Source organism: Chryseobacterium takakiae, assembly GCF_900129385.1.
GTDB lineage: Bacteria > Bacteroidota > Bacteroidia > Flavobacteriales > Weeksellaceae > Chryseobacterium > Chryseobacterium takakiae.
This window is the reverse complement of sequence record NZ_FQVO01000018.1, coordinates 1-22,553: the sequence shown is the minus strand read 5'-3', so window position 1 is coordinate 22,553 and position 22,553 is coordinate 1. Positions and strand designations below refer to the sequence as shown.

Annotated in this window: 21 protein-coding genes; 10 read left to right on the top strand and 11 right to left on the bottom strand. The window is 36.9% G+C overall.

What is annotated here, in order from left to right:
• Positions 1-536: 536 nt before the first annotated feature.
• The 8 genes from BUA76_RS17435 (at position 537) to recO (ending at position 8,188) form a co-directional block, all read left to right on the top strand.
• Positions 537-1,307, top strand: a complete 771-nt coding sequence (locus tag BUA76_RS17435) for a hypothetical protein (RefSeq protein ID WP_072886066.1) — start codon at positions 537-539, stop codon at positions 1,305-1,307.
• A 173-nt stretch (positions 1,308-1,480) separates the two neighbouring features.
• Positions 1,481-2,158 (top strand): T6SS effector amidase Tae4 family protein, encoded by a 678-nt coding sequence (locus BUA76_RS17430; RefSeq protein WP_072886065.1) that lies wholly within the window; start codon positions 1,481-1,483, stop codon positions 2,156-2,158.
• A gap of 6 nt (positions 2,159-2,164) precedes the next feature.
• Complete coding sequence (locus BUA76_RS17425; protein WP_072886063.1) at positions 2,165-2,653, top strand: hypothetical protein; 489 nt, start codon at positions 2,165-2,167, stop codon at positions 2,651-2,653.
• 35 nt (positions 2,654-2,688) lie between these two features.
• Positions 2,689-3,171 carry a hypothetical protein gene (locus BUA76_RS17420; RefSeq protein ID WP_072886062.1) on the top strand — a complete coding sequence of 161 codons (483 nt, stop codon included), beginning with the start codon at positions 2,689-2,691 and terminating at the stop codon, positions 3,169-3,171.
• A gap of 337 nt (positions 3,172-3,508) precedes the next feature.
• Positions 3,509-4,270 (top strand): 5'-nucleotidase C-terminal domain-containing protein, encoded by a 762-nt coding sequence (locus BUA76_RS17415; protein ID WP_072886061.1) that lies wholly within the window; start codon positions 3,509-3,511, stop codon positions 4,268-4,270.
• The gene (locus BUA76_RS17410; protein WP_072886060.1) at positions 4,267-5,217 is read left to right on the top strand and encodes a bifunctional metallophosphatase/5'-nucleotidase; all 951 of its coding nucleotides are present in this window, start codon (positions 4,267-4,269) and stop codon (positions 5,215-5,217) included. Before BUA76_RS17415 ends, BUA76_RS17410 begins: the two co-directional genes overlap by 4 nt.
• Positions 5,218-5,219: 2 nt before the next feature.
• The gene (porZ, locus tag BUA76_RS17405) at positions 5,220-7,502 is read left to right on the top strand and encodes a type IX secretion system anionic LPS delivery protein PorZ (RefSeq protein WP_072886059.1); all 2,283 of its coding nucleotides are present in this window, start codon (positions 5,220-5,222) and stop codon (positions 7,500-7,502) included.
• Complete coding sequence (gene recO / locus BUA76_RS17400; protein WP_072886058.1) at positions 7,502-8,188, top strand: DNA repair protein RecO; 687 nt, start codon at positions 7,502-7,504, stop codon at positions 8,186-8,188. The genes porZ and recO overlap by 1 nt, the downstream gene beginning before the upstream one ends.
• Positions 8,189-8,204: 16 nt before the next feature.
• On the opposite strand, the gene BUA76_RS17395 is transcribed toward recO, so the two are convergent.
• From BUA76_RS17395 to BUA76_RS17360, 7 genes are all read right to left on the bottom strand, one after another.
• Positions 8,205-10,859: an MGH1-like glycoside hydrolase domain-containing protein gene (locus tag BUA76_RS17395; protein ID WP_072886110.1), complete on the bottom strand. Its 2,655-nt coding sequence runs from the start codon at positions 10,857-10,859 to the stop codon at positions 8,205-8,207.
• A gap of 359 nt (positions 10,860-11,218) precedes the next feature.
• Positions 11,219-12,028: a glucose 1-dehydrogenase gene (locus BUA76_RS17385; protein WP_072886056.1), complete on the bottom strand. Its 810-nt coding sequence runs from the start codon at positions 12,026-12,028 to the stop codon at positions 11,219-11,221.
• A gap of 74 nt (positions 12,029-12,102) precedes the next feature.
• The gene (locus BUA76_RS17380; protein WP_072886055.1) at positions 12,103-12,576 is read right to left on the bottom strand and encodes a GNAT family N-acetyltransferase; all 474 of its coding nucleotides are present in this window, start codon (positions 12,574-12,576) and stop codon (positions 12,103-12,105) included.
• 3 nt (positions 12,577-12,579) lie between these two features.
• Positions 12,580-13,194 carry a DUF1684 domain-containing protein gene (locus BUA76_RS17375; RefSeq protein ID WP_072886053.1) on the bottom strand — a complete coding sequence of 205 codons (615 nt, stop codon included), beginning with the start codon at positions 13,192-13,194 and terminating at the stop codon, positions 12,580-12,582.
• Between the two features lie 123 nt (positions 13,195-13,317).
• Positions 13,318-13,722, bottom strand: a complete 405-nt coding sequence (locus BUA76_RS17370) for a hypothetical protein (protein ID WP_072886052.1) — start codon at positions 13,720-13,722, stop codon at positions 13,318-13,320.
• Positions 13,723-13,839: 117 nt separating this feature from the next.
• Complete coding sequence (mqo, locus tag BUA76_RS17365; RefSeq protein WP_072886051.1) at positions 13,840-15,345, bottom strand: malate dehydrogenase (quinone); 1,506 nt, start codon at positions 15,343-15,345, stop codon at positions 13,840-13,842.
• A 229-nt stretch (positions 15,346-15,574) separates the two neighbouring features.
• Positions 15,575-16,612: an NAD(P)H-dependent glycerol-3-phosphate dehydrogenase gene (locus BUA76_RS17360; RefSeq protein ID WP_072886050.1), complete on the bottom strand. Its 1,038-nt coding sequence runs from the start codon at positions 16,610-16,612 to the stop codon at positions 15,575-15,577.
• A gap of 227 nt (positions 16,613-16,839) precedes the next feature.
• On the opposite strand from BUA76_RS17360, the gene BUA76_RS17355 reads away from it, so the two are divergent.
• Positions 16,840-17,838, top strand: coding sequence for a M23 family metallopeptidase (locus BUA76_RS17355; RefSeq protein ID WP_083573254.1), 999 nt, complete (start codon positions 16,840-16,842; stop codon positions 17,836-17,838).
• Between the two features lie 72 nt (positions 17,839-17,910).
• Here BUA76_RS17355 and BUA76_RS17350 read toward each other — a convergent pair whose 3' ends face one another.
• The 4 genes from BUA76_RS17350 to BUA76_RS17335 form a co-directional block, all read right to left on the bottom strand.
• The gene (locus BUA76_RS17350; RefSeq protein WP_072886048.1) at positions 17,911-18,561 is read right to left on the bottom strand and encodes an NAD(P)-dependent oxidoreductase; all 651 of its coding nucleotides are present in this window, start codon (positions 18,559-18,561) and stop codon (positions 17,911-17,913) included.
• Positions 18,562-18,620: 59 nt separating this feature from the next.
• Entirely contained in the window at positions 18,621-19,028 is a 408-nt protein-coding gene (locus BUA76_RS17345; protein ID WP_072886047.1) for an Rrf2 family transcriptional regulator, read from the bottom strand.
• Positions 19,029-19,093: 65 nt separating this feature from the next.
• Positions 19,094-20,044, bottom strand: coding sequence for a hypothetical protein (locus tag BUA76_RS17340; protein WP_072886046.1), 951 nt, complete (start codon positions 20,042-20,044; stop codon positions 19,094-19,096).
• 97 nt (positions 20,045-20,141) lie between these two features.
• Positions 20,142-20,576, bottom strand: a complete 435-nt coding sequence (locus tag BUA76_RS17335) for an FKBP-type peptidyl-prolyl cis-trans isomerase (RefSeq protein WP_072886045.1) — start codon at positions 20,574-20,576, stop codon at positions 20,142-20,144.
• Positions 20,577-20,785: 209 nt separating this feature from the next.
• Between BUA76_RS17335 and BUA76_RS17330 the strand changes: the two genes are divergently transcribed.
• Entirely contained in the window at positions 20,786-21,787 is a 1,002-nt protein-coding gene (locus tag BUA76_RS17330) for a catalase family protein (RefSeq protein ID WP_072886044.1), read from the top strand.
• The last annotated feature ends 766 nt before the right edge of the window (positions 21,788-22,553 follow it).

Genomic DNA, 22,553 nt, shown 5'->3' with positions numbered 1-22,553 from the left:
ACAGCGCAATAAAAGTAAACTCTTTAAGTAAAAAAGCCTGCGGACGAAAATGAAAGTAAGGAATAAGCAATTAAGATTTAATGATTTAATATAAAAATATTTTTTATATTAGCACCCATAATTTTAACGAAACAAGCGTAAGCTATCAATTTGGAACAAAGAAAACTGCGAATCTTCTTAAAAGACCAAACTTTGATAGACTTACGCCCGTGTACCTATATTGGCACGGGCGAAGTCTTTCTTGGTCTTTGGGTTCTTCGCAGTACCTCTTTGTCAGATCGGCTTTTGCTCCGTGCCTTTCTATTTATTCTCTCCAGAATCTTTGTTAAAGGCATAATTAAAAGTATTACGGTAGCTTCTGCCGTACTGCAAATGTATTTTGCGAAAAAGAATTTTAATAAAAAATATAAACGATGAAAACAGATAACCGATCGGGATAAAAAATAAACCGTACAACGACGAACAAAAACATGGGGTTTTCCCTGTATAGAAGTATTAAAAAAAATTGTAATTTCACAACTTTAAAAAAAACCAAAATGAAAAAAAAGATTTCGTGGCTGTCTTTTATGGCAGTGTTTTTTATTCTATTCTCCTGCCGAAATGAACAGGAGGCTTTAAACGAATCCTCTGCAAATAGAAAAAGGGATGTCATTTCCTTTTCTGCTTTCCAAAAAGAAACACAGATTCAAAAAGTTGGAGAGGTGATTTCTCCGCTAAGCGCCGCGCAAAAAAATAATCAAAATGACGATCTGCTTTCGGGATTCCTCATTGATACAGAAAATATCAACCGTATTAAAGCCAACGCAGATATTTCTACCTATTCATTCAGGATCTATTCTTTGTTTGGTAATCCCCAGGATGTTTATAATATTGTGTACCGCAAGAGAAATGACGGCACGCTTCATTATTCTATTATAAGGATAATAGGGAATACTCCTTACGTTCTTTACGACTCCGAAGTGGCTTCCGTTGCCCAAAAGCACTCTCACAAAAATGCGGTTGCCAAAACTTCAAATTATGAAGACTGCCTGGCTTCTTACAGCGTGAGTGTATGGCACTGTAAAAACGGTTCCAGTTGGGATGCATGCGATAAATGTGAGAGCTGCCTGGAAACATTGACAGTTTGTGTAGGAAGTGGTGGCGGAGATAACTCCGGTGGTTTTGGCGGTCAGAATAACGGAAATCCTTCCAGCCCGCCACCTCCTGTAGACCCTATTACAGAGGGTGGCTCTGCTGCATATCTTACCGACCCGAGCGGGTATGTTTTTGATCCTAATATACCGCCTTCTACAGATAAGGAAATGTAAGAGGACTGAGAGCACGTCTGTTTTGGGAGCAAATTCCGGGAGCATTATACCGACAATGGGCGAGTGGAAATGCAGGCATTTATCATAATTTAATAGAAAATTATCTTAATAATTACTCTACTGGCGACAACAGTAACAATATTAATTTTACCAACTGGGCAATAGATTTTCTAATGCAAAATCCAGATACGACTTGGGAGCAGTTTCAGAATTGGTTTATAACAAAATCGGAAGGACAAGATGGAGAGTATATTGATAATTTAGATGATATACAAAATACAATACAGTACCAACCAAAACAGATGCCTACATATTCTCAATTCGTAAGTGTTTTTCCAAAATTACCTTATCCTGGATATGCTGGCTATTTTAAACAAATGCCGGCAAAAGATGTTTACGAATTAGTTGGGGATCCTTTGAAAAGTTTGTATATTTCTAAGGGTGGAGATAATGGTATTTATAGAAATGCTTGCACCGTAAGATGGTCTTTTGCATTGAACGCACTAGGAATATTGATTCCACAAAATAGTTTAAGTTTGAGAGGCGCAGATATAAATGGACAACCCCGATACTATTATATTAGAGCGGTTACAGCAGGTGATGCCATGCAAAAAATTTTTGGAAATCCAACACATAAATTAGAAGGGGCAGATGCGAACAATCCAAATAAGGTAGCTGCTTTTTTAAAAGGAAAAACAGGTATATATGTTATTGTGAATAATGATGCTAGTCAAGCTAACTACACTGGGCATGTAGACTTGATTCAAAATGGACATATTCCTGGAGGAGCAAATGCATATGGTGTTCCAGGAGGAATTAAATCAATTAGAATTTGGGAATTTAAACCATAATATATAATGAAATCAATATTATCTTTAATAATCATTCTTACTTTTTCAAATATTTTCGCACAAGAAATTTATCCTAATACAACTAAAATAGGAAAGTATAGTTATGAAATCTACTTAAAAGGTTTTTATAATTATGAAATTGATGAATATGGAATTAATTATTGTATACGCCTGAATGGAAAAGAAAGAATTATAGGTTCTTTTTTAACTTATCGAACTTTTTTAAAATCCCGAATGGCTCCAATAGTTGATGAAAACCTGCCTCCTAATCCTCTTTTAAAATTTAGTGACCGAGAAGTGACGGGCGGTGGAAAGATTGAAATAAAAAAAAGCAAAAGAGAAATTGTAAATACTTTTATAAAATATACCAAAAACTATGAGAGTGAACCTGACTCTGTTAAATCTGTCTATAAACAAACAAAGAACGGTCTGTTTAATATTGTTTTAATTTCAGAATATCATAATGGAAAAGAGAAAACAGTTTTTAAAAAGTGATTATTAATTAAAGTTGTAATAGTAGCTTAAGAAAAATGAGAAATATTCTTTTTAAAATTAAATATATACTAGCGTTATTCATTTTATCATCCTGTTCAGTATCTACAGATCTGAAGGAAGAAAGGAAGAGCTGGAATTTTAATAACTGGGAAAATGAATATAAAAACAGAGCTTTTTGCCTTTGTGTTTTAAAGGGTTATGAGGATAAAAAAATTGAATCATTATTTTCGGAAAAAGACCGTTCATTCTATAATCCATTAGGCATAGCAATTTTCGATAAATCATTAAACCCAATAATCGATGATGAGGTAGAGAAAATAAGATATGATTCAATTAATTCTATCAATCAATATCCCGAAGACCTAAAAGGAATTTATCAAAAAAGACAAGTATTTAATCATTGTATAAAATTCTATAATAGTAAAGAACTGGATAGTCTTTCAAAAAAAGAAAAAGTAAATTGGAATAAAATCCCTAATATTCTTGATGAAATCCATAAAGAAATTCCAACTTATTAATTATGGAATGTTTTATTGATTTAATAAATTTATAATAATGGAAACAAAAGAAATAAATCCAGGAATGGGATTAATTACATGGCAAGTCGTTATATTAATCCTCGTAGTCGTAATAATATATTTTTTATATAGAATTTTTAAAAAAAGAAAATAAAGTGAACTTAAACCGCAGAAAATTTCTGCGGTTTTTTTATTTGATTCATAGTATTATAAATACATATAATTATATTTGCATATACTAAAAGATATTATGAAATCGCTAGCTTAAAATTGTTTAGAAAAACACTATAATTGCTATGATTGCATAAAGATCTTTTAAAAAATTAAATTGCTGCATATGAAAAATAAATCCTTGTTACTAGGAATTGCTCTGGCTGCGCTCTCCTCCTGCAAAACGGCCTCTCCGTTACAGGTAGCGAATGTGGAGACCCGGAAGAATATTTCTATTAATAATGAGCTAAAAAATGATGAGGAGTTTGTAAAAGTGATTGAACCCTATAAACAAAAACTGGATAAAGAGATGAACCAGAAAATCTCTTATACTGCAGTAGATCTTAACAAACAGGGAGATAACAGCAATCTGGGAAATCTTTTAGCAGACTATACTTTCGGCGGGGCAGAAGAATGGGCGAAAAAAAATCTTAATAAAGATATAGATGCCGCCCTGATTAATATCGGAGGAATCCGTACAAGCATCGGAAAAGGCGACATTCTGCTCAAAAGTGTATTTGAAGTAATGCCTTTTGAAAATGAAGTGATTATTGTAAAAATGAAAGGATCGGATTTACACGGGCTTTTTGATTATTATGCAAAAACACAGGTCAATAATCCGGTTTCCCATCTGTACATTGAAACCAATAACGGGCAGCTTACCAAGTCTTTAATCAATGGAAAAACGGTAAACCCGGATCAGGAATATTATATTGCCACTTCAGATTATCTGGCGTTGGGCGGTGATAACATGAAATTTTTCTCAAAGGGGGAAATGATTCCTACGGGAATCAAACTCAGAGATCTTTTTATTGATTATTTTAAGAAAACCCCTGAGGTAAATCCCAATTCAGATATTCGTTTAAATTTTATCGGTAAGAAGCAATGAACAGAAAAAGTTTTTTAAAAGCAATAGGCGGCGGGACTTTGGCAATGGCTTTAGCCCCCAATATGATGATGGCGGAAGAACTGAATTTTGTTGATATGAAATCAACAAATAAGCTTACTATTCTTCATACCAACGACCAGCACAGCAGAATTGAACCTTTTGATTCAAGCTATATCAAAAATCCTAACCAGGGAGGCTTTGCAAGACGGGCAAGCCTGATTCAACAGATCAGGAATCAGGAATCCAATATATTGCTTTTGGATTCAGGAGATATATTCCAGGGGACTCCTTACTTCAATTTTTTCGGCGGCGAGCTGGAATTCAGGTTAATGTCCATGATGAAATATGATGCTTCCACGATGGGGAATCATGATTTTGATAATGGTCTGGACGGATTTTTAAAGGTTTTGCCTAATGCCAAGTTCCCTTTTATCTGTTCCAATTATGATTTTAAAAATACAGTGCTGGATGGAAAAACTTCTCCGTATAAGATTTTTAATAAAAACGGGATCAAAGTGGGAATTTTCGGTGTCGGAATTCAGCTGGACGGACTTGTCGGCAAGAAGCAGTATGGTGAAACCATTTATTCTGATCCTGTAGATGTAGCACAACATTACGCTAACTTCCTTAAGAATGAACAGAAATGTGATCTGGTAATCTGCCTTTCACACATCGGTTATGATTATAAAGAGGATCCGGATAAGATAAGTGACAAAATCCTGGCTGCTAAAACCGAAAATATAGACCTTATTTTAGGGGGCCATACGCATACTTTCCTTCCGGAACCTCAGACTTTTGTCAATAGACAAGGCAAAAACGTTCTGGTTAATCAGGTTGGCTGGGCAGGACTTCTTTTAGGAAGGATAGATTTCTTTTTTGACACAAATAAAAACATAAAACATATTGCCTGGAACAATCAGGTAATTGACAGCAGTATAATAGCATAAGCATGAAAAAACTCTCTTTAATTTCTCTTGGTATTTTAGCATCCCTGCACGTTGCACATGCACAGACTATTTCTTCAAAAAAATGGGCAGACCTGTTTTCTTATAACAACGTTATTGCCATGAAAGAAGATAACGGAAAAATAGTTGCAGCAGCAGAAAACGGGATTTTTTACTATACCATTGCATCAGGTGAAATTACCAAGCTGTCTAAAGCAAACGGCTTGCATGAGGTTAAAATTTCAGCATTCGATTATAATCCACAGAATAAAATTGCACTTGTAGGATATCAGAACGGCTCACTGGATGTTATATCTCCGGACGGAATCACCTATGTTGTGGATATCCCCATTGCGACAGGGTATAACGGCAGCAAGAGAATTAATCATATCTCAATAACAGGAGACCTTGCGGTTATTTCAGTTGGTTATGGAGTTTCCATTTTTGATTTGAGGAAGAAAGAGTTTAAAGATTCTGCTTTCTTTTTATCCGGAGGGGTATATGAAGCGAGTAATGAAGCGACTATTTTCGGTAACAAAGTTTTTTCGGTAACCAATACAGGAATGAAAAGCCACGAAATGAATACAACATTTCCAGTATTCACCACATGGACAACGGAGATGGCCGGATCTTTCAGACATATCGACTCTGAAGACATTTTAAGCTTTTCATCAGCAACAACAGGATATCTTTACAACAATGGGGTTTCTGTACCTCTTTCTCAAACATTTATCAATGTGCGGGATGTTGTGGTGAACAGCAATAATATTGTTGTAACAGACCTAAACAGGGTTTATACATTTAATAACAACGGAAATTTTAACAATACCGTAAGTTTCGGGGAAGAATGTAATACGGCAACTACCGTAGGAAGCAGTGTTTATGGCGGAACGGTTTTATCAGGAATAAAAAATGAAAGCAACAATTCTTTCAGACCAGACGGCCCTTATTTTAATTATGCTTATAAAATGAGTCTGTATGGTGAAAATCAACTTCTTGTATCTACGGGAGGAAGAGAAAACAGATTCAATACTGCCCTTAACAATCCGAAAAACCCCGGCTTTTATTATTTTAACGGTATGGAATGGATCTATCCTTCCTACTTCATAGGAAATACAACGAGATTCAATGTGCTTGATGTTGTATCAGATCCTGCAAGTCCGGATGATGTTTTCTTTACGAATTATACCACCGTAACAGGACGCGGAGTGTATAAAATGAAGTACAATGCAAGCAGTAAGGATTTTACTTTTACTAAGAACTACAATTTAGGAACCGATAATCTTTTTGCAAGGCGAGCTGTAGGATTGGCTTTCGATGATGCTAATAATCTTTTTGTAAGCATCGCTTTTTCCAGTGACGGACCAGATGTTGGGCAGCTTACTGCAATAGGCGCATACGACAGAGCAACTGATGATTTTCTTATAAAAAATACTACTTCTTTGGGTGCTGCACAAAAACCATTATTCTATGAAGGGCTATTGTGGATCCCGATCCCGAGATTGAGCGCACTTGTTGCATATGATGCTAAAAAAACAGTAAACACTTCTGATGATACCGCTTATATCCTGAACCAGGCCAATGGTTTTGATCCAAATTCCGGAGGTAATATTTCTGTAGCATTGGACAAATCCGGAGATGCATGGATCGGTGGAGATTTGGGATTAAGGGTTTTACAGAATGCTGTTTCAGAAGTGAAAACTCCTGCAAACGCTACCGTAGAGCCAATTATTATTGAACAGAACGGCCTTGGCGAAGAGCTTTTCAGAGATTCTCAGATTTTACAAATTGAAGTGGATGCCGGGGATCACAAATGGGTTTCCGTGGATGGCGGAGGGGTCTATTATTTATCTTCAGACGGACAGCAAACCATAAAGCATTTTACTAAAGAAAATTCTCCTCTTCCTACCAACAGTATTACTGATATTAAGGTTGATAAAAAAACAGGAAAAGTATATTTTGTTTCTTATGACGGAATAGTGACCTACCAGGGAGATGTTGCCGACGTTACTTCAGGCTTCGGAAATGTACTGGTGTACCCTAATCCTGTTGTTTATTCCAATTTTAAAGGAAAAGTTACCATAAAAGGCCTTGCCGAAGTTACCAATATCAGGATTGCGGATGCAGCGGGAAATGTGGTTCACTCTGCTGTGGCAAGAGGCGGATATTACGAATGGGATCTTAATAACCAAAGAGGTAAAAGAGTAGCTTCAGGAATATATTTTGTTCTAATGACAAATGAAGATGGCTCTGATAAAGCAACGGCAAAGATTGCGGTAGTTAATTAATGAATTCACAAAACGGCTTTTTATTATCTTATATAAAATATGGTGAAAATGATGCAGTACTGCATTGTTTCACGGAAGAAGAAGGGTTTCAGTCTTATTTCCTGAAAGGTATTTATACCAAAAAGAATAAGAAAAAAGCCCTACTCCTGCCGTTAAGTAAACTTAATTTTTCCCTGCTTCCCCCAAGAGGAAACGGAATACAGACCATTTCCCGGTTTGAGATGATCAAAAACAATGATATTTATACAGATATCCGTTGCAATTCGGTGGTATTTTTCATTTCAGACTTTCTGAATCAGAATTTAAAACATGAAAATAAAAATCATCATCTATTTTTCTGTCTTGAAGAATTTATTGATGAACTTGAAAACCATAACTATCAGTCTCATTTGATTTTCCTGATTAAAATTCTGAAAATTCAGGGCGTTGCCCCGCTCCTGAACAATGGGAAATTTCTTGATCCGGAAACCGGTACGTTTTCTTCTGAATTGATGCATCAGATCTTTAATGAGGAGATCTCCGCAATATGGCAGGCCATTCTTTCTTCAGTAGATCCATACCGGATTAAAATCCCTTCATCCTACAGGAAAGATTTTCTTGACAGCATTCTGGTTTATTATCATTATCACATAACAGATTTCAGAATTCCGCCATCATTGGAAGTCATTCAGCAGATTTTTGAATAAAGCACCATTCAGCTGCTCATTTTTTTTGATCCGGCATTTCGGTTTCAGATTCAGCAATTTTTTTCTTTGAAAACCGGGGCATTAGGATTTTTGCAATAAGACCCGTCCAGCCTGTCTGGTGGGAAGCGCCTACTCCACGCCCGTTGTCTCCGTGAAAATATTCATAAAATATAATATAATCTTTAAAATCCGGATCAGTCTGAAATCTTGGATACTGACCGTTGAAAGGACGGTTTCCTTCTTTATCTTTTAAAAATATACTGGATAGTCTTTTGCTGAGTTCATCCGCAATCTGATCAAGGTTTAAATAATTTCCACTTCCCGTAGGACATTCTACCAGAAAATCCGGACTGTAGTAAAAGAAAAAGCGTTGAAGGCTTTCAATAATTAAAAAATTTATAGGGAACCATACCGGACCGCGCCAGTTGCTGTTCCCTCCGAAAAGCAGGCTATCGCTTTCTGCGGGTGTGTATTTTACGGTGTAGTCTTTACCATTCAGATGCAGGCTAAACGGATTTTTTTCATATTCTTTAGAAAGAGCACGAACTCCGAAATCGCTCAAAAATTCTTCAGGATTCAGCATTCTGTGAAGCAGTCTTTTTAAACGATGCCCACGAAGCAGGGAAAGCAGATGTTTTGAATCTTCCCCTTTAACCTCCCAATGAGAAACCAAAGCAGCAAGCTCCGGTTTGTTCTCCAGCACCCACTGCATTCTTTTTTTAAAATTAGGAAGATTTTCAATCATTTCATCATCAATAATTTCAACGGCAAACATCGGAATAAGGCCAACAATAGTCCTGATTTTTAAATACATATGATCTTTTTCCCCAAATGAAAGCGCGTCATAGAAGAATTCATCTTCATCATCCCAAAGACTGAAGCATTCATCCCCCATATTAGCAAGAGAATTGGCAATCGCCAGAAAATGTTCAAAAAACTTGATAGCCATTTCCTCATAAACTTTATTGTATAAAGCCAGCTCTAAAGCAATTCTCATCATATTAAGGGCAAACATGGCCATCCAGCTGGTACCATCCGACTGCTCCAGGTGTTCACCGTCGGGAAGCGGTGTATTACGATCAAAAACCCCGATATTATCCAGCCCTAAAAATCCGCCTTCAAAAATATTATTGCCATTGTTATCCTTTTTATTAACCCACCAGGTAAAATTCATCAGCAGTTTTTGAAATGCACTTTCCAGGAATGGCAGGTCTGGTTTTCCTTTTAAATACTCATCAATTTTAAAAACCCGGAAAACGGCCCACGCATGAACCGGCGGATTCACATCATTAAAATCCCATTCGTAAGCAGGGAGCTGCCCGTTGGGATGCATATACCATTCAAAAAGGAATAATTTCAGCTGATGTTTGGCAAAATCAGGATCAATCAATGAAAAGCTGATCGTATGAAAAGCCAGATCCCATGTTGCATACCACGGATATTCCCATTTATCCGGCATTGAAATGATATGTTCATTGTTGAGGTGTTTCCACTGGAAATTCCGGATCTTATCCCGAGATTTTGGAGGTTGTGGCTGCGCAGGATCGCCTTTCAGCCATTTTTCGACATTGTAATGGTAAAACATCTTGCTCCATAGCATTCCTGCAAAAGCCTGCCGCTGTACCAATTTTTCATCTTCCGTTTTAATGCCGTCCTGAATTTCTTTGTAAAATTCATCTGCTTCCTGCTGTCGCTGACTGAAAATTTCATCAAATCCGGAAAAAGGTTTACTCAAATCTTTATCCGTTAGTCTGAACTTAAAAACTTTTTCTTCTTTTGGATTAAAATGTTCATTGATTAAACAAGCCGCTTTCGTACCTATATTCCGGGGATTTACGGATGGTAAATTTCCATTGATAATAAAATCATTAATCCCATCTTTGGTGTAATCCCTTTGGTTGGGACACTGATACAGTTTTTCGTTATTGGTTTCATTATCACAGAATAAACTCTGTTCAGAATACTCTGCATAAAAGTTTTTGATTTCTAAATCCTTATGCTGAATTTTCACAGCATTTACTCCGTCCGAATTCATACAGGGCATATAATCATCATAACCCCACCGCCATGTATTTCTGAACCATAATGTTGGAAGAATTACGAGAGGAACTTTTTTTTCCGATTTATTGACAATGGTAAGCTGAATCAGAATATCCTGGGAATCGGCTTTTGCATATTCGATGAAAATATCAAAATACTCATTGTTATCAAAAATTCCGGTGTCGATCAACTCATATTCAGGGTCCTGCTTGCTTCTTTCTGTGTTTGTTTTGATGAGGTCCTCATAAGGAAATGTATTTTGAGGATATTTGTAAAGCATCTTCATATAAGAATGTGTCGGTGTGGAATCCAGATAATAGTAATACTCCTTCACATCTTCTCCGTGATTTCCCTGTCCGTTGGTAAGTCCGAAGAACCGCTCTTTCACTATTTTATCTTTCTTATTCCAGAATCCAAAAGAAAATACGAGTTTCTGAAGATCATCGCAAATGCCGCAGATGCCTTCTTCTCCCCAACGATATGCTTTTGCCTCTGCCGTATCATGTGTGGTATAGTTCCAGGCGTCTCCATCGGCACTGTAATCTTCGCGTACCAATCCCCACTCCCGGTTGCTGACATAAGGCCCCCATTTTTTCCAAGTGATATCGGAGATTCTTTCTTTTTCTTTCATGCTGCTGTTGATGATTGATGATTGATTTATGATATTTTTGTTCTGAAAGCATTGAAGTGCATTATATTCTTTATGAACCGCAAGACTACACAAATTATTTTATCAACCTTCCATATATTAAGATAAACAAGGCCATTTCACTTTTTTTGAAATACAGGAACATTGTTGAGCTGTATTTAAATTGACCGTAATGAGATTGTTTATTCACATTGAAATGGCTTCCTTTTATGCTTTGCCAAACATGCGCCCCGGATTGAACGGCCTGTCTGAGCTCTTTTTCTGTTTTTCGGCGGCGGCTTTGCCGCCGCCGAAAAACAGAAAAAAGCGAGTAGTGAAAGCCGGAAATGTGCGCCCAAATTTTATCCTCCCGTAGAAAAGCTTTCAAAAGTAGTCATGGCTCCGTCTACAAATATACTCGCACCGGAAATATAATCTGCAAGATCACTGGCCAGAAATACCGCAAGATTTCCAATATCCTCCGGTTTTCCGATTCTGTTATAAGGGACAAGTTTCATGAGAGCATCCATGGCTTCGGGAGTACTCCAGGCGTCTTTATTAATCGGCGTCTGAATAGCACCCGGACAAATAGAATTGACACGGATTTTATCCGCTCCGTATTCTTGAGCAAGTGTCTGCATCAACATGCGGATTGCTCCTTTGCTGGCTGCATAATTGGCGTGGCCGGCCCAGGGAATAACTTCATGAACCGAACTGATATGAATTATTTTTCCGCAGGCAACGGATCGTGAAGTATCGATACCTCGGCGAAGAAATTCTTTTATGGCTTCACGGGCACATAAGAACTGGCCTGTAAGGTTGATATTGATTACAGTATTCCATTGGTCAAGCGTCATTTCAGTGAATTTTGCGTCTTTCTGAACCCCGGCGTTGTTAATAAGAATATCAACAGTTCCGAATTGCGAGATGACCTCCTGAAACATTTTGATGACCTGCTCTTCACTGGAAACATCACACTGATAAGTGATTCCGGTTCCTCCGGCGTCCGTTATTTCCTTTAAAATATTACGGGCTTCATCTGCTGAATGTTCGGATGAGTGATTTACAATGACGGCAGCTCCGGCGGCAGCAAGTGATTTTGCAATTCCCGAACCTATTCCGCTGGAAGCTCCGGTGACAATGGCCACTTGATTTCTGAGAGAAATTTCCATGTTTTATTATTTGATGTTACTCAAATGTAGCTGAAAGGATCACGCCAAACATAAAAATTTCACTTAAAAAATTCTTAAAGTTTTTTAAACATGATGTATTGCGGTCCGCTTCTTCCGATTCTCGTTTTTCCTTCGTAATGATATCCTGTATTACGATATAGCTGAAAAGCGGCAATATTGTTCTGGTTTACGGCAAGAACAATTTCATCGCAGTCTTTAAAATTCTCCCGAACGAATTCGTCTACCTGAATCATTGCTGTTTTTCCAATACCCTTACCCTGCAGTTTAGGGTTTATGGAAAATGATCGCAGCAGCATCGCATTTTTATTATCGGTAAGATCAAATTTATCATTTCCGAAATCCAGCACAAAGAAACCGGCAGGATGTTCATCTTCAAAAATGGTTATCGGAAAAGCAAGGGTATCCTCACGTTCTTCGATTCTCTGCAACGCCTGTCCTGCGCTTGCGGTATATTGCAGCTGGTTTTCATCCAGAGCATAATCTACTCCGGGAAAATCTTTTTGTTCATAAAATTTTAAGTGTACCATATATTAGTGATGATAGATGTCTTCATACATTACGCCCGCTCTTATTTCAAGAGGCAGCCTGTTTTCTTCGGGAACAATCGGGCAATTGTAATCGTAGGCATTGTAGGCGCAATACGGTTGATAAGATGTATTAAAATCCAGAATGATGGTATTGCCTTTAGGAATTTTTAGATCCATGTATTTTCCGCCGCCATAGGTTTCTTTTCCGTTGGTTGCATCACGAAACGGCAGAAAAAGATAATCTTTGTATTTCTTTTGTTTGAGTAAGTCCAAACTTTGATAAAGAGCCAATGTGTAGGACTTTCCGCCAAGTTCAAAAGTTGCTTTCCCGTATTCTCTGTATGACTTTGATTTTCCGGAAGAGGTAGGAAGATCAAAAGGTTGTGCATTTTCGGTTTTGGTAAATTTTGCCGCGACTCTGTATTTTATATCAATTGGAAAGAAAGGATGCTGTTTAAAATTTTTGAAATTATCTCCGCGCAAAGGTGTTTCTTTAGGGTTGAGATATTCTGCATTCAGCTCTTTTTGGAATTTTTTTACCACAGCTATTTGTTGTGAATCTTTTTGAGAGAAGACCAGCACAGGTAAAAGTAAAAATAGGAACAGGTATTTTTTCATGGTAAGAAGATTTTACTTTAACGCGAAGTTCGCAAAGATTTTTTTATATTTTATCGTATATTTCCATTAGCAACAGCAATGTGTGCAGCCAAGAAACAACCTTAGCCTTAACATCACAGTCTCTTATATATAAGACTCCGAAATCTTCACCCGGTAAATATCAGAGGAATTTCTTTTGATCGACTCTACGAAAAATCCACCTTCTTCCGGGATAACCTCTTTCAGATCAAAACTTTTACAGTCTTTAGGAAGTCCTGAAAAAACCAGAGTAAACCAAAAGTCTTTCATAAACGGTACCGGTGTCCAGTTCGGGTAGATAGTGATATTTTCCGCATGAATCAGCCTGCTCTTGTGATCCGACTGATTATCAAAAAGATAGGTTGAATGCCAGATTCTGATCAGATTTCCTAAAAATGGAGAAGCCGGGAAACAACAATGCACGATCACCTGCTGTTCTTCCTGAACTTCAGTTTGTAAGGATTCCAGTAATTCTTTAACAATAACAGGTTTTGCAATAGTTTCTGACATATTTTTAATACAGTAAGCCGTGAAAAGTAAATGGTAAGAAGCTGATTGTATAAAAAAATACATGACTACTAACATCTCACTTCTTACCTCTCACTTCTCACTTCTCACCTCCTACTTTTAATATTCTAGTTGTAATTTTTCTTTGGTATAATTCCTCACTTCTTCGGTCAGTTCCGGATTGGCAGCCAGCTTTTGCCCGTAAGAAGGAATCATTTCCATCAGCTTGTCTTTCCATTCTCCGTGAAGCTTTTCAGGGAAACATCTTTCCAGGACGTTCAGCATCGCGTAAACGGCTGTTGACGCACCCGGTGAAGCACCTAATAAGGAAGCAATGGTTCCTCTTTTATTAACGACCACTTCAGTTCCGAACTCCAGTTTTCCACCGTCTTTCTCATCTTTTTTAATGATCTGTACTCTTTGCCCGGCCACTTTAAGTTCCCAGTCTTCTTCCTTGGCATCTTTGATAAATTCTCTCAAATGTTGAATTCTCTGAGCCTTCGTCATGGCTACCTGCTGAATAAGATATTTTGTTAAGGGAATGTTATGCCACCATGCTCCGAAAAGTGATCTCAGGTTTTTTGTATTGACGCTCTCCGGAAGATCCAGATAACTGCCTTCTTTGAGGAATTTTGTTGAAAATCCTGCAAAAGGACCGAACAGTAAAGCTTTCTCACCATCTATAATTCTCAGATCCAGGTGCGGGACGGACATTGGCGGCGCGTCAACGGTTGCCTGGGTGTATACTTTTGCATTATGCTTTTCCACCAATTCCTGATTATGACTTACCAGCCATTGCCCGGAAACAGGAAATCCTCCATACCCTTCACTTTCTTTAATATCTGAGCTGTCCAATAGCGGTAATGCATAACCTCCTGCTCCGATGAATACGAAATCTGCTTCCACTTCCTGTTTATGATTGTGAATTCTATCTTTCACCTTCATTTCCCAGGTCCCGTCTTCTTTAGGATCAATATCTTTAACTTCATGATACAAAAATACTTCAACATTAGAATCCTCTAGCAGATGTCTTCCCATTTTTCTGGTAAGGGTGCCGAAATTAACATCGGTTCCCATATCCATTTTGGTGGCAGCCATTACTTCGGAACCGTTTCTTTTACTCATGACAAGAGGAATCCATTCTTTTAGCTTTCCATGATCTGTGGTGAATTCCATTCCTTTAAATAAAATGGATTCGGACATTTTTTCATAGCGCTTTTTGAGGTATTCGGAATCTTTTGCACCGAACACCAGGCTCATATGCGGACAGGAATTGATGAAATCCTTCGGCTGCTGAATATATCCTTTATTAATTAAATATGACCAAAACTGTTTTGAAATTTCAAATTGTTCTGCTATACTTTCTGCTTTTGAGATATCGATTGTTCCATCTGGCTTTTCGGGGGTATAGTTGAGCTCACAAAACGCGGAATGTCCTGTTCCTGCATTATTCCAGGCAGCGGTGCTTTCTTTAGCAAACCTTCCTAACCTTTCAAAAATAGCGATTTCAAGATCAGGATCAAACTCATGTAATAATGTGGCTAAAGTGGCACTCATAATTCCGCCACCTATGAGAACAACGTCGTATTTTGGTTTCGGCGTTCTGCTTGTAAGCGATTGTGACATAATTTAAATTTTATTATCTCAAAGTTCGGGAAAAGTAATTAAAATGAAGCGCTGTTTAGGGATATTTAACATCAATTTTTAAGGTTTAGATTGAAGTTGAGACTGAAAGAAAATAGGAAGAGGGAAAGTTGAATTGAATAGTTGCGATCCGTAAAAATAAGCATGATATCATTGTAAATAATTCATAATTATCTGTGGCGATATCATGCTATATCTTCAATAAATGGGATTAATTTAATTTTGTAGTCAGCTTTTTAAACTGTTTTTCAGCATTTTTACCTTCGTAAAGGATTCCGTAAATGGTGTCAACAATAGGAAGCTTTAATCCTTTGTCTTTCGATGTTTTATAAATTGAATCTGCTGCATAATATCCTTCTGCTACCATATTCATCGACTGAATAGCCGATTTTACGGTATATCCTTTTCCGATAAGATTTCCCAAGTTTCTGTTTCTTGAGAATAATGAATATGCGGTTACCAGTAAATCCCCGAGATACGCACTTTCGTTAACATCTCTCGGTGCTTCGTAAATGGCTTCCAGGAAAGTTTCCATTTCACGGATGGCATTTGATACGAAAACGGCGGTGAAGTTGTCTCCATATCCCAAACCGCTGGCAATACCTGCTCCAATGGCAAAAATGTTTTTAAGGATTGCACTGTATTCATTTCCTAAAATATCTTTGCTGGAATGTACCTTAATAAATTCTGAATTGAAAATATTCACCAGCTTTTCGGAAGTTTCATCTTCCACTGTAGCTATGGTGAGATAAGAAAGTCTTTCCATAGCGACTTCTTCTGCGTGACAAGGGCCAGCAATAACGGCCTGGTTACGGAAACCTATTTTGAATTCGTCTCTCAGATAATGGGCTACCACATCATTTACTTTAGGTATAATCCCTTTAATGGCAGAAACGAAAATTTTGTTCTTATAATCACACGTCATTTTATCCAAGGTATCGGAAAGATAAATGGAAGGGGTCGCCAACACGATTGTTTCACAAGCGCTAACAAGCTCATTGATATCGGTGGTCAGCTTTAGGTTTTTCAGATTGAAATTAACTGCAGTAAGATAAGTTGGGTTATGCCCTCTTTGCTCAATAGCCCCTTTTACATATTCGTTTCTTACGCACCAATGTACCGTTTTACAGTTTTCAACCAGCATTTTTACGATAGCCGTTGCAAAACTTCCGCTTCCTACCACGCCTACGGCAATATCATTTTTGCTTTTTTTCGGATTCGATTCTGTATTCGTTTTCTTTTTAGCCATAATAGAAATGTGAACTGCAAATATATTAAAACAAAGATTGATGAACCCTTTTCAGGGTATGATAAAACCCATTTTATTTTAAAATTAATATATCAGGACAATGAAATGTTTAATTCTGCGTTATTTATAGAAATATTTATTTTTTTATTAAACATAAGCTGCAAAATGTATTTTTATGTAAATTTGCATGCTTAAAATCGTTTTGTAATTATACTAAGAGAGGAAAAATGAAAAAATTTCTGAGCAGCAAAAAAAACGTAAACGTGCTTTTGGGAGCTCTTTTACTGATTGTTTTTGCGCAGGGGATCTTCATTGCAAAGTTGTACTCCCAAAAGGATGACAAGAACTATGAAGTAAACCTTGTAAAAATAAACACTGAAAAAGACAGTGTGGATTATTTAAAAATGAAGACTGATCTTGCATTAGTAGATCAGACAGTAGCACAACTCAACTCATTCCTGAAATCAAAAGATGTGCCGAACGTAAAGCTGGAGGTTCTTGAGAAAGACAGCATTTCCAATTCCGTTTATCTTGCCAAACAAGCCAACCGGTACAGCCAGTATCTGATGGATATTCAGAAAAAACTGCTTCAGGTTCCTTTGGGAATGCCTACAGAAGGATATATTTCGTCTAATTTCGGAATAAGAAAAAATCCTATTCCTTTTAAAACTGTTTTTGCTTCCGTAAAAAACAATGCTGCAAAACCGGCAGTCGCTGCTGCAGCTCCTGAAGTGAAAGCCGAGCCGGTAGAAAAAATTATTGAAGTAACCGACAGCTACGGAGAAAAACGACAGGTAAAAGTAATGGTGACCCCAAAAGCCAATTCCACAGCTCCTGTTGCAAATAATTCGTCAGCTACTGCAATCAATGCAAAGCCGACAGAGAAGAATAATCCGCCTGCCGAAGCAGATCAGATGCAGTTTCATAAAGGACTGGATATTGCCGTTCCTTTTGGTTCCGATGTTGTTGCTACTGCTGCGGGAACCGTTATTTTCTCAGGTCAGAAAGGTGGTTACGGAAACTGTGTTATCGTTTCTCATGGGAATGGTTTAGCAACGCTTTACGGGCATTTGTCTCAATTGGTTGCGAAAGTAAATGATAAGGTAAAAGTAGGTCAGGTGATTGCCAAGTCCGGAAATTCCGGCCGTTCTACAGGTCCTCACCTTCATTATGAGGTACATAAAAACAACAGCCCGGTAAATCCGAAGCTGTTTATGAATTTATAATTTCATGATTATTTATATTGACAGGATTTCGGCGGCACCTTTGGTGCCGCCGAAATTTTTTATAGCACTATTTTAATAAGCTGCCGTAAAACGCTCTCTGATATGATTGTTCTGTTCAAGTTCATCAACAAGAACTACTGCTACATCTTCCACGGAAAGAACACTTCTTCCGTTTTCATCAAATACAGGGTTTTCTAAGGCGGTTCTGTATTTTCCGGTTCTTACCCCTGCTGTTCCTTGATGCATTTCAATGGCAGGACTGAAGAAAGTCCAGTCGAGGGTATTGTTTTCTTTGATTTTATTTAAATAATCCCTTGCAGCAGTAGCGCCTGGCTTAATTTCGGCAGGGAAATCCGGCCCGTCTACCAATTGTTTACCATCAAGATATAAGCTTCCTGCACCGCCTACGGTAATAAATCTTTTAACACCCGATTTTTCAACAGCTTTTTCGATATTGATCGATCCGTTAAGAAAATCATCGTACAAATTAGGATTTGTCCAGCCTGCATTAAATGCACTGATTACTGCTTCATTGCCTTTCAGCGCTTCTGCCAGTTTGTCGATCTTATTTACATCAACACTTTTTGCTTTCACTTTTTCATTTTGCTGAATTTTTGAAGTATCTCTTACAATGGCTTCCACTTCATATCCTCTGTTTGATAATTCATTTACAATCTGTGATCCTACAAATCCTGTGGCACCGATTACTGCTACTTTTTTCATACTTTTTTATTTAAATTAAATTGTAATATATTTTATTACATTAAAAGACAAATTTTTTATCAGAACTGATCAAAAAATTCCTGCAGCGTTTTATCGCCCAAAAAACTAAGAACCAGCTGGTCTGTTTCGGAAAACAATACCTCCAAATGGTTGTTAATTTCTTTTCCTACGGGACAGGAAGGATTCGGATTGTTATTTTTTTTTCCTAAGACTTCCGTATTTTTAACTGCCAGATAAATATCTGATATTTTTATAATATCGGCATTTTTTGAGAGTTGGCTTCCCCCTTCTTTTCCCTGTCTGCTGGTAATAAGACCTGCTTCTCTGAGAACACTTAATTCTTTTCGAACAATAACAGGATTAATATTAATACTCCCTGCTATCCACTCGGAGGTGAGCCATTCCTGCGGATTTTCCGCCAATAAAGTCATGATATGTATCGCCGTGGCAAATCTTGTATTGTTCATCTCAATTATAGTACAAATATATAGAAAATTATAAATGTAACAAACTTTATTACATTTAAATTGTATTAAAGAATAAGTTTGTCCAGATCCAAAAGAAGATAGTTGATACTTTGATTAATCGTTCTGGTCGCCGACTGCATTTGATTGAGCATTGCCGCACGGTTATGAAGATCATTGGCTCTGTAATAACCGCCGTCACTAAAAATGACGGATTGGTCAGCTTTAAGCTTATTATCATCAAACTGATAATGCAGCCACCGCTCCTTCATACTGCTGATAATAGAATGTTTCTCTTTATTTGAAAATTTCTTTTCAGTGTACATATACCAAACAAAGGGTGGAAAGTTCGGTGATTCTAATTTTTCATTCCATACGTCCCGTAAAAGATTTCGCTGATGGATAAACTCCACTTTTTGACCTTTCGGATTTAAAGTCGCTAAACCCAAACCTGCCCCTAGTGTACCACCCCCAATATCTATTGCATTGCTCCAACCATTGTCTTTAACAATACCTCCGGCAATGGAAGCTGCTGCTCCTGCAACAATAGAATAAAGAATCAGTGTATTATTTCGGGATTCATTAAGGTTATCTACGTAGGCACCAATTTGTGCTACTCTTTCCCCCTCACAATCAAACTCTGCAGCCACTGCGTCAAGTTCTGTTAATGCAATGGTTATTTTACTATTGATCTTTGTTTTGAGTTGTAAAACTTTTACCTGAGAAGCTAGTGAACTGTCTTTTTTAAGTTTCATGATCTCATGAACTTCATCAAGATTGTCCAGCGCATTTAAAATTAAAATACTCTGATCTGAAAAATTTTCTTTAAGGTCTGTATTGGCTGCAAGAATAGAATCTGAATTGTAGGAAGGAATTGTGTTGGAATAATTGTATTTAAAAGGTGCCTTACAATAGCTATCCTTAAGGGTAAGGATATTTTGTCTGATTACCTGGTTTTTCTTTGAAATACATGATGTCAAAACGCATGAAAAAATTAAAAAATAAAATAAATTCCTCATTCCATTAAATTATCACAAATCATTATTAATACTAATATACGGAAATAAAAAAATTTACCCGGAAGACAGGTAAATTTAATGTTTATAACAATAATAATTATTTAATCTCAAGAAGTTCCACCTCAAAAATAAGGGTACTGTTCGGTCCTATCTCTTTACTGATCTGCTGATCTCCATATGCCAAATGTGGTGGGATAATCAGTCTCCATTTACTTCCTACAGGCATCTGCTGAAGTGCTTCTGTCCAGCCGGCAATTACCTTATTTAACGGAAAAGATGCTGGAGTACCTCTTTTTACAGAGCTGTCGAAGATTTTTCCTGTAATGGTTGTTCCGTGATAATGACATTTTACAGTAGACCGGGGACCTGGTTTTTCGCCGTCACCTTCCTTTATAACTTCATACTGCAAACCGCTTGGTAACTGAACAACTGTTTCTCTCTTACCATATTCTTCCATATATTCTTTACCATCTTTTAAATTTTTCTCCGCCTGTTCTTTTTTTCTTTTAAATAACATATCTGCTACGCCCATAATTGATATTTTTTACAAAGATATAACTTTACAACCGGAAGCAGATTAGATAGGGGAGGTTTATTTTAAAACTGAAATTGAAGAAATTAATTATTTGAAATATTAAGCTTGAGTTTATATGGTGTTCATTTTTCAGAAAATTCAAATATGTTTAATACTATGTTAACAGCATTTCCGAAACTTGGCGCTATAATTGGATTTAAAAACTGATGCCAGATCCATTGAAATATAATAAAGATTACGATAGGTTGACTGACGAAGAAAAAGTACTTTTTGAAATTAATAAAAAAAGTATTTCTGATTTTGTGGAACAGTCGGCTTCTTTAAGCGATGTAAATTACGCTACCAGAAATGCCCATGCTAAAACGTATGCCGTTACCAAGGGCAGATTAATAATTAGTGAAAATATTCCTCAAGAATTTGAGCACCTTTTCGATAAAAAGATCTACGATCTTACCATCAGACTTTCTAATGCACATTTGAAAATCAACAAAAGTAAAAAAGATATCCCGGCCTACGGTTTTGCAGTAAAAATAAAAGATGAGCAAGCTAACCTCATTGCCAATTATCCATTGGTAAATTTCCCATTATTTCCTATTAATTCAGTTTGCACTTTTCTGAAATTATTTACTTCAATAAATCAATTTTATATTAAAAAATGGAGCAGCTTTTCTTTAATTGCACAAATTGTTAAAGTGATTCCTTCTACATGTACACCCTCTTTTATTAAGAATCTCTTTAAGCTTTTTCAGAAAAGAAACGACTTTATCCTTTCATTCGACTTTTATTCGGTGGGTGCATATCGTCTCGGAGACTATATGGTTAAGATTAAGCTGGCTCCCCAATCTGTTGATAAAAAGTTTACTAAAAGTAAAAAGATGAAAGAAGCCGCTGAAGACTATCTGAAATCAAAAACTTTTTCTGCCGATGTATATATTCAGCTATGCTATGATATAAAAAAACAGCCAATAAATCAGCTAAATGTTGAATGGAAAAATTCACCATTTATTAAAATTGGAGAATTAAAGATTGGTAAAGAAGATATACTTGACCCTGCATCTTGTGAAAATGAACTCTTATCATTTAATCCTTACGAAAGTAAAGCTTTTTTTCAGCCTGTAGGCAAAATACAAAGACTAAGAGAAGAAGCATATAAAGTTTCTTTAAAAACGCGGGTTAAAATCAACAAATTGCTGAAATATGAGGCATAACCATATTACAACATTTCGATATATCACTTAATCATCATAATTTTTATTTTCTTTCAAGGAGCTTTCTCTCGCTATCCACTCATACTCCTCGCGCCGGGGTTTTTCCGGGCATAATCCCCTTCTTTCATCTTCTGCTGCGGGGTAACCGTTTCTATCGAGGCTAGGTGGAAGTGAAAAAAGTGAGAAGTAAAAAGTAAGAAGTAAGAAGTGAGAGGTAAAAAGTGAGAGGTGAAAAGTGAGGTGAGAGGTTAAATTTTGGGTAGTGAAGAAGAGGTATGAGTGATAGAGAAAAGATATGGCAGGGTGTTCTGCATGCTGCCTTGAGCTTAAATAATAAAATGAACATTTTGGGTGTACTAACTGCTCATTGCTTCTTTACCAAAAAACCGTCACTTAACCTGAAAACAGTAAAAGACTGCCAATTATTTTTAAATTTTGCTACCGAACTCAGGTTAAATAATAAAATCCGGGACTTCCAATCTGATCGTAAATATTTTAAATATCAAAACATCAAACGCTGAATATTCAATCTTAATTAAACCCTATTCTAAGTCTTAAACCTAACGTTAAGTATTAAACTCTAAACCCTGAAACTTTAAACCCTGAACTTTAAACGTACACCTGAATATCCTTCTCACCTCTCACTTCTCACTTCTCACTTCTCACTTCTCACTTCTCACCTCTCACTTCTCACCTTTTACGTCTCCCTTACGGTAGCAAGCAAAAAAAACCTCACACATTGCTGTATGAGGTTTAAAAAAAAACT